The sequence below is a fragment of the Bacillus inaquosorum KCTC 13429 genome, from assembly GCF_000332645.1.
Classification (GTDB): Bacteria; Bacillota; Bacilli; order Bacillales; family Bacillaceae; genus Bacillus; species Bacillus inaquosorum.
In genome coordinates this window covers 37,122-50,047 of the sequence record NZ_AMXN01000005.1, presented here as the reverse complement: position 1 = coordinate 50,047, position 12,926 = coordinate 37,122, and the positions used below count along the sequence as shown (strand labels likewise).

The 12,926-nt window shown below is 47.4% G+C and carries 13 protein-coding genes; 11 read left to right on the top strand and 2 right to left on the bottom strand.

Going from position 1 to position 12,926, the window contains the following annotated elements:
* Positions 1 to 147: 147 nt before the first annotated feature.
* From catD to lnrN, 11 genes are all read left to right on the top strand, one after another.
* A complete protein-coding gene (catD, locus tag BSI_RS07455) occupies positions 148 to 552 on the top strand; it encodes a DoxX family oxidoreductase CatD (RefSeq protein WP_003239773.1) in 405 nt (134 codons plus the stop codon).
* A gap of 17 nt (positions 553 to 569) precedes the next feature.
* Complete coding sequence (catE, locus tag BSI_RS07460) at positions 570 to 1,427, top strand: catechol 2,3-dioxygenase (RefSeq protein WP_003239770.1); 858 nt, start codon at positions 570 to 572, stop codon at positions 1,425 to 1,427.
* 93 nt (positions 1,428 to 1,520) lie between these two features.
* Positions 1,521 to 2,465, top strand: coding sequence for a helix-turn-helix transcriptional regulator (locus BSI_RS07465; protein ID WP_003239769.1), 945 nt, complete (start codon positions 1,521 to 1,523; stop codon positions 2,463 to 2,465).
* 172 nt (positions 2,466 to 2,637) lie between these two features.
* Positions 2,638 to 4,086 carry a sugar porter family MFS transporter gene (locus BSI_RS07470; protein ID WP_032732210.1) on the top strand — a complete coding sequence of 483 codons (1,449 nt, stop codon included), beginning with the start codon at positions 2,638 to 2,640 and terminating at the stop codon, positions 4,084 to 4,086.
* A 27-nt stretch (positions 4,087 to 4,113) separates the two neighbouring features.
* Entirely contained in the window at positions 4,114 to 5,055 is a 942-nt protein-coding gene (locus tag BSI_RS07475) for a sugar phosphate isomerase/epimerase family protein (protein WP_003239765.1), read from the top strand.
* A 9-nt stretch (positions 5,056 to 5,064) separates the two neighbouring features.
* The gene (locus BSI_RS07480; protein ID WP_080030862.1) at positions 5,065 to 6,246 is read left to right on the top strand and encodes a Gfo/Idh/MocA family protein; all 1,182 of its coding nucleotides are present in this window, start codon (positions 5,065 to 5,067) and stop codon (positions 6,244 to 6,246) included.
* A gap of 122 nt (positions 6,247 to 6,368) precedes the next feature.
* A complete protein-coding gene (gene lnrJ / locus BSI_RS07485; protein ID WP_032732195.1) occupies positions 6,369 to 7,571 on the top strand; it encodes a two-component system sensor histidine kinase LnrJ in 1,203 nt (400 codons plus the stop codon).
* Positions 7,568 to 8,230, top strand: a complete 663-nt coding sequence (gene lnrK / locus BSI_RS07490) for a two-component system response regulator LnrK (RefSeq protein WP_003239759.1) — start codon at positions 7,568 to 7,570, stop codon at positions 8,228 to 8,230. Before lnrJ ends, lnrK begins: the two co-directional genes overlap by 4 nt.
* A 143-nt stretch (positions 8,231 to 8,373) precedes the next feature.
* Entirely contained in the window at positions 8,374 to 9,309 is a 936-nt protein-coding gene (gene lnrL / locus BSI_RS07495; protein ID WP_003239755.1) for a linearmycin resistance ATP-binding protein LnrL, read from the top strand.
* A 12-nt stretch (positions 9,310 to 9,321) separates the two neighbouring features.
* Positions 9,322 to 10,512: a linearmycin resistance permease LnrM gene (gene lnrM, locus BSI_RS07500; protein WP_003239753.1), complete on the top strand. Its 1,191-nt coding sequence runs from the start codon at positions 9,322 to 9,324 to the stop codon at positions 10,510 to 10,512.
* 14 nt (positions 10,513 to 10,526) lie between these two features.
* Entirely contained in the window at positions 10,527 to 11,684 is a 1,158-nt protein-coding gene (gene lnrN / locus BSI_RS07505) for a linearmycin resistance permease LnrN (RefSeq protein WP_003239752.1), read from the top strand.
* Between the two features lie 35 nt (positions 11,685 to 11,719).
* Here the strand turns inward: lnrN and BSI_RS07510 are convergent, their stop codons facing one another.
* Together BSI_RS07510 and padR are read right to left on the bottom strand one after the other, a co-directional pair.
* A complete protein-coding gene (locus BSI_RS07510) occupies positions 11,720 to 12,319 on the bottom strand; it encodes a GNAT family N-acetyltransferase (RefSeq protein WP_003239751.1) in 600 nt (199 codons plus the stop codon).
* 51 nt (positions 12,320 to 12,370) lie between these two features.
* Complete coding sequence (padR, locus tag BSI_RS07515; RefSeq protein ID WP_003239748.1) at positions 12,371 to 12,919, bottom strand: transcriptional regulator PadR; 549 nt, start codon at positions 12,917 to 12,919, stop codon at positions 12,371 to 12,373.
* Between the last annotated feature and the right edge of the window lie 7 nt (positions 12,920 to 12,926).

The window sequence follows — 12,926 nt, the reverse complement described above, 5'->3', positions numbered from 1 at the left end:
GTCATGCACAAAGGTCTTTTTTGTTACAGTTTTATAGTACTTTTATTTCATTTTCGTAAAATGTAACAAAATTACTTGACGTAAACAAGTTATGTATATATACTAGCTTACATTAAGTAAGTGATAACATTTATCAAGGAGGATAAAATGAATAAATCATTTGAAATTGGCACATTACTTTTAAGAGTTATTACAGGTATTATCTTTTTTGTTCACGGTTTATCTAAGTTTCAGGGGATGGAAGGAACCATCCAATTTTTCGGCAGCATAGGCCTTCCAAGCTTTATGGCGTATGTCATTGCAGCGATTGAACTCGTTGGCGGAGTGCTTGTCTTCTTCGGATTGGCTACACGCATTGTCGGTGTTCTGTTTGCCCTCACGCTGATCGGAGCCATCATTACAGTCAAGCTGAAAGCGCCATTCATGGGCAATGCAGAATTTGATTACCTTCTGCTTTTGACATCAATCCACCTGGCTCTTTCCGGAAGCCGTTTCCTTGCGTTAGACCCACTTGTGTTTAAAGCAAAAAAGAGCGAAAACGTATCAGCATAAGAAAAGAGGCATACAGCATGACCAGCATTCATGAGGATACAAACATTGGCTATGTCAAACTCACAATCCGCAGTCTGGAGCGCTCCCTTCAGTTCTACTGTAACGTCATCGGCTTTCAAGTCTTAAAAAAGACGGATCGCCAAGCCGAACTATCGGCTGACGGAAAACGCGTCCTGCTTGTTCTCGAAGAAAATCAGAGCGCCGTCGTCTTGCCTGAACGGTCTGTGACGGGCCTCTATCACTTTGCAATTCTTCTTCCGAACAGGAAGGAACTTGGTATCGCGCTCGCCCGCCTGATTGAACACGGCATTGCCATCGGACATGGGGATCATGCTGTCAGTGAAGCACTCTACCTGTCTGATCCTGATGGAAACGGAATTGAAATGTACGCTGACCGCCCCCGCAGCACGTGGCAGCGTGATCGTGAAGGAAACTACGTCATGACGACAACCGCTGTTGACATTGAGGGTCTTCTTGAAGTGGCCGGAGATGAGCGGAAAGCAGCGCTTCCGAACGATACAATTATCGGACACATTCATCTGCATGTCAGTGATTTAAACGAAGCAAAAGCGTTTTATACGGATGTGCTGGGCTTTGATATTGTCGGAAACTATGCGGGCATGTCCGCTCTCTTCGTTTCAGCCGGAGGCTACCATCATCATATCGGCTTAAATATTTGGGCGGGAAGAAACGCGCCGCCTAAACCGACAAATGCCAGCGGACTAGACTATTACACGGTTGTCCTGCCTCATCAAGAGGAACTGGATCGAGTGGCAGACCGAGTCAAACGTGCCGGATATTCGATCGAAGAAACGGAAAACAGCTTCCGGGTGAAAGATCCTGTTTCCGGCGCCCATATTAGATTTGTGATTTGACTGTAATCCCTTTGCCGAAAAAACGGCAGGGGGATTTTTTATTTTTGTCCGCCTTGTTATGATGGGAGAACCAACTTGTTAGGAGGCGTTTACATGGAACTCAATCACCTTGTGACAGGCAAAATAGCATTAAATCAATATGTGCATCGCTTAGAGCAAAAGGATGTTTCATTTTACGTCCACTATTGGGGAGCGATGACGAACCACTATAACACACTGCTTCATAAGCATTCCTTTTATGAAATTTGTTACGTCGTAAGAGGTGAAGGATATTACCTTGAAGGCGATCGTACATATCCGCTTCGTGAACAGACGATTTTTTTGTCAAAGCCGGAGCATTTGCATCAAATCAAAAGTGAAACAGGGCTGTTCCTTTTTTACGTCGCTTTCGAGCTGAGCGAGGATCAGTCAAGCGCCGAATGGATCAAAGTGATGGAAGAAGTGAAACAAAGCCCCTTTATCACAATGCAATTGAAAGATGGTGAACCGCCGGGCCTGCTTTGGAAAACGTTAATGCTGCAAGCAGCGCACCCTGTCGATGCTTTTGACAAAGAGATCCTATCTCATTTGTCGCATGCATTGATCCTGTCATTAATCCAAACCTTTCTCCCGTCCGCCCATCGTCCGAAACAAAAGCAGCCCATTCAGCCATCTTCTGCTTTGCTGACAGAGGTGAAACTGCACATAAAAGACAATCTGTCACAGTCGTTAAAGCTGACGGATGTCGCCAGCCACTTTCATATCTCAGGGAGGCACTTATCACGTTTATTTGCAGCAGAACTGGGCGTCAGCTACTCAGAATTTGTCCAAAATGAAAAAATAAACAAAGCTGCCGAGCTGCTGAAATCAACGAATCTATCGATTAAAGAAGTAGCGGAAGAAATCGGTTTCTCAGTACATTATTTCACTCGCGTCTTTTCCGCTAAAATCGGCAGCTCTCCAGGGCTTTTCCGCTCCCTTTATAAAGACTCAAAAATGACCGCATTTCAAATCAATAAATCTTTTCAAAAAATCGAACAGGCCAAGCCGCACGAATAAGATGGCCTGAAATGACAAAACAATGTCTTCATAAGATAAAGACGCGAGAAATCTCGTTGTCTTATAATCTCCTTAGAAAGCGGTTACAACAATGAATGTTCTGAAGGAGGGATGCATTGGCTTATGCTTGGTGTCGGGTGCTCTGCCATTCTTGAAAGAAGGGGAAGAAACCGTGAGTACAAAAAAGAAAGAGGCTGTAAAAGAAAAAGAAAGCTTAGCTCATAAAGGGCTTTTACGAACGATTACATTGGTATCTACATTCGGCGGCCTGTTGTTCGGTTATGATACGGGTGTCATTAATGGGGCACTTCCTTTTATGGCAACTGCAGGCCAACTCAATCTTACACCTGTTACAGAAGGACTGGTTGCGAGTTCCCTGCTTCTCGGGGCAGCCTTCGGGGCGATGTTTGGAGGACGTCTGTCCGATCGGCACGGCCGCCGAAAAACGATCCTTTATTTAGCCTTACTCTTCATCGCAGCCACACTTGGCTGTACCTTTTCACCAAACGCGTCCGTGATGATTGCCTTTCGTTTTCTGCTCGGACTGGCGGTTGGCTGCGCTTCTGTAACGGTTCCAACCTTTTTAGCGGAAATTTCGCCGGCAGAACGCAGGGGACGAATCGTGACACAAAATGAACTGATGATCGTAATTGGCCAGCTGCTGGCATACACCTTTAACGCCATTATCGGCAGCACAATGGGGGAGAGCGCAAATGTATGGCGGTATATGCTGGTCATCGCGACACTTCCGGCTGTTGTGTTATGGTTCGGAATGCTCATCGTACCTGAAAGCCCGCGTTGGCTGGCGGCTAAAGGCAGAATGGGTGACGCTCTGCGGGTGCTTCGGCAAATCCGTGAAGACAGCCGGGCACAGCAGGAAATAAAAGAAATCAAACATGCGATTGAGGGCACAGCAAAAAAGGCCGGCTTTCATGGTTTTCAAGAGCCGTGGATCAGACGCATTCTATTCATTGGGATCGGAATCGCCATCGTACAGCAAATTACCGGTGTCAATTCGATCATGTACTATGGGACAGAAATTCTGAGAGAATCCGGTTTTCAAACAGAAGCTGCATTAATCGGCAATATTGCAAACGGTGTTATTTCAGTTATCGCGGTCATTTTTGGGATATGGCTTCTCGGCAAAGTCCGCCGCCGGCCCATGCTGATCATCGGACAGATTGGCACGATGACAGCCCTTCTGCTGATCGGGATTTTATCCATTGTCCTTGAAGGAACACCCGCCCTGCCGTATGTTGTGCTGAGTTTGACCGTTTTGTTTCTTGCGTTTCAGCAGGCTGCCATTTCTACGGTGACGTGGCTGATGCTCTCGGAAATCTTTCCTATGCATGTGCGGGGGCTTGGCATGGGGATCAGCACCTTCTGCTTGTGGACAGCTAACTTTCTCATTGGATTCACCTTTCCCATTTTGCTCAATCATATTGGGATGTCGGCGACATTTTTTATCTTTGTCGCTATGAATATCCTAGCGATTCTATTTGTGAAAAAATATGTGCCTGAGACAAAAGGGCGGTCACTTGAACAGCTTGAGCATTCCTTTCGCCAGTATGGCCGCCGCGCTGATCAGGAAATCCAAAATCAAACAACTCACTTATCGTAATCTGCAGATACCAGGAGGAATCTATCAATGAAACTATCTTATGTAACAGACAGCTTAGGACATTTGCCTTTTGAAGAAATGCTCGATTTTGCCGCGGAGCTTGGCATTGATACGCTTGAAATGACAACCGGAGGCTGGTCGCCTGCGCCTCACTTGAATCTTGATGAACTGCTGCAAAGCAGCCACAAAAGAGAAGAGTTTTCAGCAGCGCTGGAAAAGCGGAATATGACACTTTGCGCTTTAAACTGCTCGGGGAATCCTTTGGATCCAGGCGAACTGGGCAAATTGCACAGAGAAGTAACGGACAAAACGCTGGAGCTGGCTGGATTATTAGGCGTCAAAAAAGTGATCATGATGAGCGGCCTGCCAGCCGGCGGCCCGGACGACAAAGTGCCGAACTGGATCACATACACAGTGAGCTGGCCTCCCGTTTTAAAAGATATCCTCAACTATCAATGGGAAGAGGTTGCGATTCCTTATTGGAAGGAGCTTGTCCAAAAAGCGGAAGCCTGCGGTGTTGTAAAAATCGCGCTTGAAAATTTCAGCTCTCAATTAGTCTATAATCCTGAGACTCTCTTTCGGCTCAGAAATGCAGTCGGCCCGATGGTCGGTTTGAATCTTGACCCGAGCCATTTGTTATGGATGGGTGCAGACCCAATCATCGCAGCAAGGGAGCTCGGAGAAGCCATTCACCATGTTCACGGAAAAGATGTCAGAATTGAAAGACATTTAGCTGCGGTTAACGGGCTGTTAGAAACAAAAGAAGTGACAGATCCTGCAAACCGGGCATGGAATTATGTAGCTGTCGGCTGCGGACAGGATTTACAGTGGTGGAAGGAATTTTTTTCAGTCGTAAAAATGATGGGGTATGACGGTGAGGTTTCCTTAGAAATGGAGGACTTAACGATGTCACCGGAAGCGGGCATCCGTACATCGATAGAAGCTTTAAAACAAACTATCAGCCAATAGGAGGTTTTTCTGATGCTAAATGGAGAAAGAATCATTTCAAAACCGCTGCGCTGGGCAATGGTAGGCGGCGGGCGGCTCAGCCAGGTTGGATATAAACATCGTATTGGAGCGCTGAGAGACAATACTGCCTTTCAATTAACCGCAGGCGCCTTTGATATCGATGCCGGAAGAGGAAAAGACTTCGGGGTGAACCTCGGAGTGGATGCGGAACGCTGTTATCCCGACTATCAAACAATGTTTGCGGAGGAAGCGAAAAGAGAGGACGGCATAGAGGTTGTATCGATTGCCACTCCGAACGGCACTCATTATGAGATCTGTAAGGCGGCGCTTGAAGCAGATCAGCATGTCATCTGTGAAAAACCGCTGTTCTTCACTTCAGAAGAGGGCTATGAAATCAAAGCGCTCGCAGAGAAAAAAGGGAAAATTGTCGGCGTGACATACGGTTTTTCCGGCAATCAAATGCTCCTTCAAATGCGTGCGATGATTGAGCAGGGCAAGATCGGCGATATTCGTGTGGTTGACTTGCAGTATACACACGGTTTTTGTGCAGCAGATGAGGGCGAAAACATAAGCGCTGCACAGAAATGGCGTGTCGACCCTGCGATCGCCGGGCCAAGCTTTGTGCTGGGCGATTTATCTACCCACACGTATTATATGTCGCAGCTCATTATGCCGCAGATGAAAATCAAAGAGCTGCTGTGTGACCGCCAAAGCTTCGTCGGCAGCCGAGCGCCGCTGGAGGACAACGCACATGTGCTCATGCATTATGAAAACGGAGCGGTCGGAACGATGTGGACATCATCAATCAATGCCGGGTGTATGGATGGTCATAGAATCCGGATTGTCGGCTCAAAAGCAAGCATCGAATGGTGGGACAGCAAGCCAAACGAACTGACGTATGAAGTGCAGGGAGAGCCGATTCAGACACTCGTTCGCGGCATGCCGTATTTATACGGTGCGTGCAGTGCTGATGAACGTCTGGGCGCCTTACACAGCGAAGGGCTGTCAGAGGCATGGGCCAATATTTATCTTAAGTTTGCCATAGCAATTGACGCTAAAAAACGCGAAGATGAAGAAACCTTGAACAACTTGGTGTATCCTGACATTGATGCAGGAATCGAGGGCATCCGCTGGATTGAGAATTGCGTGCGTTCAGCAGACCAAGGATCAGTCTGGGTTGAATTCAAATAAATAAGTGGAACCGCCGCATATGACATAAAGCCATATGCGGTTTTTATTTTCCAGAAACTCCTGTCAAAAATGACCTGAGGCAGGTATGATAAGAAAGGAATTGGGTAACGGGAGTGATGAGCGTGAAGGCTCTTATATTTACTAGGATTTTCACCTTAATGGTAAGTTGTTCGGTTTACTTTTTTCTTGTAAAAGATGACCGCTGGTTTGAGTATTTGTTCATCGCTGGCGGTGCGGGTGTGTTCTTAGCAAATCATCTCTTATTAAGAGTAGAGAAGTATGCCGTTATTTTTTGTCTGATTGATATTGCAGTAGGCTTTTCATTCGGTTTCATATTTCCGGGTACAGGTTTATATATCACATTGCTCAGCCCGGTTGCTGTTACCTTTTTTTTGAAAGGGTTTGACCGGAAAACAGTATGGTCTGTCCTTTGTTTTTGTTTTATCATGTGGCTGATTGTGCTCATTCGTACATATCGTATGTTCGGCGATGAATATGTGATGGATCATTGTATCAGCATGACATTCGTTGTCTTTTGCGGAGTTGTCGGTAAATTAATCCGCAAGCTGTTGGATACGCAGGAAACGGCAAAACAGCAGTTTCAGGAACTGACGGAGTCACACTTGGCGCTGTCTGCTGCGCACCAGGAGCTGCATTTATATGCGAAGCAGGTTGAAGAGCTGACTGCCATTCATGAGCGGAACAGAATGGCAAGGGACATCCATGATACAGTCGGGCACAAAATGACGGCGCTCCTCGTACAGCTGCAGCTTTTGCGTGAATGGCAAAAAAGAGACAGCCAAAAAGCGGAGGAGACGGTCGGGGTATGTGAAACGCTTGCCCGCGAAGCGCTTGATGATGTCCGCTTATCAGTGCGCACCCTGCAAACGGAAAACGAACCTTCGTTAATCGAAACGTTGAAACAGCTGACAGAAGACTTTTACAAAAATGCGGGAATCACAACCGATTTTGCGGTCAGCGGTGATCCGGCGATGATCCCGCTGTCTCTTCATCCGACTCTGGTCAGAACGGTGCAGGAAGCACTGACCAATGCTAAACGGCACGGCGGTGCCACGGCCTGTTCGATCCAGCTTGCCTGCGCACCGGACAGCATCAGCCTTGTCATTAAGGATGACGGAAAAGGAAATCCCGACGCGGCACTCGGCTTTGGTCTCTTGAACATGAAAAAGCGGGCAGCGGAGCATGGCGGAATGATCCGCTTTGAGAGCGAACGGGATCAAGGATTTACTGTGATCGCCAAATTTTCACTGGCTAATAAAAAATGGAGCTTCGGGCCCGCGCAGCAAAAGGAGAGTTTATCATGATTAAGATCATCATTACCGACGATCAGGATATCGTCAGAGAAGGGCTGGCATCGCTGCTTCAGCTCAGAGAAGAGCTTGATGTGATCGCAACAGCGCGAAACGGGCAGGAAGCCTTCGAAAAGGCGAAAGAACTTGAGCCCGATATTGTGTTAATGGACATCCGAATGCCGGTTTCCAACGGAGTTGAAGGGACAAAATTGATTACAAGCTCGCTGCCCGGCGTAAAGGTTTTGATGCTGACGACCTTCAAGGATTCAGAGCTGATTGCTGAAGCGCTTGAAGAAGGAGCGAGCGGGTACCTGCTAAAGGACATGTCAGCCGATACGATTGTAAAAGCGGTGATGACTGTTCAATCTGGGGGTATGGTGCTTCCTCCGGAACTGACTGCCCAAATGCTGAATGAATGGAAGCGTGAAAGACAGCTGAAAGGAATAAACGAGAAAGAAAAACCTAAGGAGCTGCACGACCTGACCGATCGTGAAATGGAAGTTCTCGCTGAGCTGGGGTACGGGCTGAATAACAAAGAAATTGCCGAGAAGCTGTACATTACAGAAGGCACAGTGAAAAATCACGTTTCGAACATTATCAGCAAGCTGTCTGTCAGAGACAGAACCCAAGCCGCCATCTATTCAGTCAGATATGGTGTATCTGTCTTTTGACATATGACGTTCAGCATATACATTTCTCTGAAAAGGCCTTTTACAGGTCTTTTTTTCATGCCTTATGTTCTATCCGGCGCTACATGCCGCACGCCCTTCTTTTTTCTACAATGGCAATGGGATTAAAAAAGGAGTGAAACGACGTGCTGCAAGCAGAAAACATCAAAAAGGCCTATGGGAAAAAAACAATCGTGAAAGGCATTTCTTTTTCCCTCCAAAAGGGGGAGTCGTTCGGGCTGCTCGGGCCAAACGGTGCGGGGAAGTCCACAACCATCTCGATGATTTCCGGCCTCGTGCCGCATGACAGCGGGAACATCACAGTGGGCGGCTATGTCATCGGTAAAGAAACGGCCAAAGCGAAACAAAAAATCGGCGTTGTCCCGCAGGAAATTGCTTTATATCCGACGCTGACGGCCCACGAGAATCTTATGTTTTGGGGGAAAATGTACGGACTTACGCATGGCGAGGCCAAAAAAAGATCGGCAGAGGTCCTTGAATATGTCGGCCTGACTGAGCGGGCCAAAGATAAAATTGAAACGTTCTCCGGCGGGATGAAACGGAGAATCAACATCGGTGCCGCCTTAATGCACAAGCCTGAGCTGCTGATCATGGATGAACCGACTGTCGGAATCGACCCTCAATCGAGAAATCATATTTTAGAAACGGTGAAACAGCTCAATGAAACGGGCATGACGGTGATCTACACGAGTCATTACATGGAAGAGGTTGAGTATTTATGCGACCGGATCGGAATTATTGATCAGGGAGAAATGATTGCGATCGGCACAAAAACCGATTTGTGCAGCCGCCTTGGAGGCGATACCATCATTCAGCTCACGGTTAGCGGGATCGACGAAGCGTTTCTATTTGCGATCCGTTCTCTGGCTCATGTCAATGATGTAACAGTACATGAGTCAGAGCTCAAAATTGAAATTGCTGCGGCTCATCATGAGAAAGTCGTCACAAGTCTGCTTGCGGAAGCAACCGCCCATCATATAAACCTGCTGTCTCTTCAGGTGCAGGAACCGAATCTGGAGCGCCTGTTTCTGAATCTGACCGGCCGCACTTTGCGGGATTAAGGAGGGACGGCTATGAAAAAAAGCATATGGATCGCATGGAAAGATGTCAAAATCAGAATCACGGACAGAAAAGGGTTTATGATGCTTATCTTAATGCCGCTGATCCTGACCTGTATTTTAGGGGCGGCGCTCGGATCGGTTGTTGACGGAGGCAGCCAGATTGACGACATCAAAGTCGGCTATGTCCAATCAGGCCAGTCAGATGCAGCGAACATGTTCAAAACAGATGTGCTCAAAAAAATGAAGTCGATAAAGGTCACACAAGCCAGCAGTGAAGAAGAGATGAAGAAACTGCTTGATGAAAAGAAAATCGATGTCGGTATCGTTATCCCGAGTCATTGGGAAGCCGGCAAAACGTCAGCTTTTGTCTATGCTGACCCTGATCAAACATTAAAAAGTTCCATCATCGAAACAGCCGCCGGCTCTTTTATAGAGCAATATAAAGCGGTTCGGGAAGCCGCGTCAGCCTCAATGGACTACGTCAGCAAAACGGCAGCTGTAAAGCAAGGAAAACTTGGTCCTTCACAGATTGAAGAAAAGCTGGTAAAGACGCTTGAAAAAGAAACGGGTGACAAACTGACTATTGCGGAAAAATCAGTCGGCAGCAAGGCCGTTACCAGTTTTCAATACTATTCGGCGGCAATGCTTTGCATGTTTATGCTGTTTCATATGACAGTCGGGGCGAAATCATTCTTACAGGAAAAGGATACGGAGACGCTTGCCAGAATGCTGATGACGCCTGTGCAAAAATACGCCATTCTCTTCGGAAAATGGCTTGGAACCTATCTGTTTGCCATCATACAATTTTTTATTTTTCTGATCGTCACGATCAATGTATTCGGTGTGGACTGGGGCGATAATCTGCTGTTTGTGAGTGTGCTCGGGCTTTCATACGCTGCAGCTGTATCCGGCATTTCCATGCTGCTTGCGTCGTGCATCAGCGATATGAAATCGGCCGATGCGATAGGCGGCTTCGGCATTCAATTGCTTGCGGTTCTCGGCGGGTCCATGCTGCCGCTGTACCAATTTCCTGACTTCTTGCAGTCTGTATCCAAAGCGGTCCCGAATCGATGGGCGCTTGACGGCTTTCTTTCTTTAATGGAAGGGGGAGGCTGGGCTGACCTTCAAAAGCCTGTGCTTCTTTTTGCGGCGATCGGCCTTTGTTCGCTCGTGCTTGGTATCAGACGGCTTCATACAAGATAAGGAGGTACACCAAGGTGAAAAAAATCATAGCCATTTGCGGCATTGAGCTTTCTCTCATTTTCAAGAAACGGCAGAACTATTTGATGATGTTTGCTGCCCCGCTTTTGCTGACCTTTGTATTTGGGGGGATGCTCGGCAGCAATGACGACAAGCTGCGGCTTGCGATCGTTGATCAGGACGACACGATTCTCTCGCAGCATTACATTCGGCAGCTGAAGTCACACGATGATATGTATACATTCGAAAACATGTCTGAAAGCAAAGCGTCAGAAAAGCTGAAACAAAAGAAAATTGCCGGGATCATTATCATATCCCGCTCATTTCAGGCACAGCTGGAAAAAGGAAAACATCCTGAGCTGATCTTCCGCCACGGCCCGGAGCTGTCGGAAGCGCCGATGGTCAAACAGTACGCGGAAAGCACATTGGCAAAGCTCAATATTCAAGTTGCCGCGGCGAAAACGGCAGCTCAGGCAGCGGGAGAGAACTGGAAGGCGGCTTATAAAACGGTTATCGCCAAAGATCACGAAGATGCAGCGCCAGCCGTAAAACGAAAGACACTCAGCAATCAAAAAGAGGGTGCAGACGCAAGTGACATAGCTTCCAGAGCAGCAGGCTTTTCCATCCTGTTTGTCATGCTGACCATGATGGGGGCGGCGGGAACCATTCTTGAAGCAAGAAAAAACGGCGTCTGGTCCAGGTTGCTTACAGCCTCTGTCAGCCGAGCGGAAATCGGTGCTGGGTATGTGCTGTCCTTCTTTGTCATAGGCTGGATTCAATTTGGCATCTTGCTTCTCGCATCCCATTGGCTGTTTGGCATCAACTGGGGGAATCCGGCTGCGGTTATTGTGTTAGTGTCGCTTTTTCTGCTGACAGTTGTCGGCATCGGATTGGTGATTGCGGCCAATGTCAGAACGCCGGAACAGCAGCTTGCGTACGGCAACTTATTCGTCATCGCAACATGTATGGTAAGCGGAATGTATTGGCCGATAGACATTGAACCGACATTTATGCAATCTATCGCTGAATTTCTTCCGCAAAAGTGGGCGATGAGCGGGTTGACTGAGATTATCGCTAACGGTGCGCACGTCACAGATATTTTCGGGATCTGCGGTATCTTGCTTGCTTTTGCAGCAATTACCTTCATAGTGGGGCTGAAAGCGCTCCGCGCCTAAAAAAACATCTGCCCCCGGGGCAGATGTTTTTTCAATCATTTTGTTTTTTCTGTAAGCTGCAGTCTCTGTTCCAAATGTTGTTTCACGGACGGCCACTCACTGTCGATGATGCTGTAAAATACCGAGTTGCGGAATGTTCCGTCTTTTCTGATCATTTGGTTTCGCAATATGCCTTCTTTAACTGCTCCCAGCCGTTCAATGGCCTTTTGTGATCTGATATTTCGTTCATCTGTTTTGAACTGCACCCGAATCGTGTTTAGCTGTTCAAAGCAATATTGTAACAGCAAATATTTGCATTCAGTGTTGACTGAGGTGCCCCACACTGAAGGGTGAAACCACGTCCAGCCGATCTCAAGGCTTCTTGCAGCAGATGACATATACAGAAATCGTGTCGTGCCGACGATTTTGCCAGTCTCGCGTTGAATAATCACGAATGGACATTCTGCACCCGAATCTTTCGCTTGCAGCGCTTCCTCAACAAAAGCCTCCATATCATGCAGCGTTCTGATGGTTTTCGGTAAATGCGCCCAGATGTTTTCATCATTTGCAGCTTCATATAAACCTTGAATATGGCTTTTATCCATCGGCACCACTCGGATCAGTTCCCCTGTTAATTCACGCAATGTCACCTTCAATTGTCCGTTCCCCCGCATTAAGTATCGGAGCAGCCAGAAGGCCGCTCCCGGTCAATTCTTATCTATCATGGCCAAAATTGACTCCAGCCAAGAAACATAATTTTTCTCCCGCTCCAGCGCTTTCGTCAGCACGAGATAGTGGCCGAAGTCCGATGAAGAAAACGACATCGGCTCTGCTGAAGCCATAAGCTTTTCATAGCTTCCCTGCAGATCAGACAGCTTGGCCTTGCGTTTCAGCAGCTGGTCTGTGAACAAGTCGGAAGCCTCCTGCCGTGATAGACAAGAAATGAAATAAGCCTTCAGCATAAATTCATCCTTCACCGTCTCTGGTATCGGCTGGTGGCGGATCAGCCAGTCGTGCAGCTCCTGCTTTCCGCTGTCTGTCAGGGTGTACATTTTTTTCTCCAGCTTTGTGCCTTGAATCGTTGTCCGGAACGTGATAAATCCTTCATCTGTCAGCTTTTTGAGCTCAGGATAAATCTGACTGTGCTTGGCGCTCCAAAATTGGCCAAGCTCCTCTTTAAAATAACTCGTAATATCATATCCGCTCAATTCGCCTTTTCGCAAAAGCCCTAATATGGCGTATTTTAATACTCTCATGCTATCC

Coding starts and splice junctions, on each gene's coding strand:
- BSI_RS07475 (WP_003239765.1), top strand. CDS start 4,114: ATGAAACTATCTTATGTAACAGACAGCTTAGGACATTTGCCTTTTGAA.
- lnrK (WP_003239759.1), top strand. CDS start 7,568: ATGATTAAGATCATCATTACCGACGATCAGGATATCGTCAGAGAAGGG.
- catD (WP_003239773.1), top strand. CDS start 148: ATGAATAAATCATTTGAAATTGGCACATTACTTTTAAGAGTTATTACA.
- catE (WP_003239770.1), top strand. CDS start 570: ATGACCAGCATTCATGAGGATACAAACATTGGCTATGTCAAACTCACA.
- BSI_RS07465 (WP_003239769.1), top strand. CDS start 1,521: ATGGAACTCAATCACCTTGTGACAGGCAAAATAGCATTAAATCAATAT.
- lnrM (WP_003239753.1), top strand. CDS start 9,322: ATGAAAAAAAGCATATGGATCGCATGGAAAGATGTCAAAATCAGAATC.
- padR (WP_003239748.1), bottom strand. CDS start 12,919: ATGAGAGTATTAAAATACGCCATATTAGGGCTTTTGCGAAAAGGCGAA.